This is a genomic window from Flavobacterium xizangense (genome assembly GCF_054075145.1).
This window is the reverse complement of sequence record NZ_JBSIPG010000296.1, coordinates 1-240: the sequence shown is the minus strand read 5'-3', so window position 1 is coordinate 240 and position 240 is coordinate 1. Positions and strand designations below refer to the sequence as shown.

Genomic DNA, 240 nt, shown 5'->3' with positions numbered 1-240 from the left:
AAAATGCAAATCCGAACGAACCGCAATTAACGCCCCTTTTATATGCTGGAGTATTATTGGAAGGAGGAATTGTTTCTTATGATTCTAATATTATTACCGGCGGATTCGGAGCAAGATATTTTGGCGCAGGAGCATCTGTAAAATACCGCCAAGATCGCGTTACGATATATCTGAGAATGATTTCTACCTCAAACGGAAAAATTTTAAAATCAGTTTATATCTCCAAAACCATTTTGTCTC

General features: G+C 37.1%; 1 protein-coding gene. It reads left to right on the top strand.

Features of this window, described 5'->3' with window-relative positions:
* Nucleotides 1–240: CsgG/HfaB family protein (locus ACWA1B_RS23500; RefSeq protein WP_456911102.1), on the top strand; the 240-nt coding region annotated here is incomplete at both ends.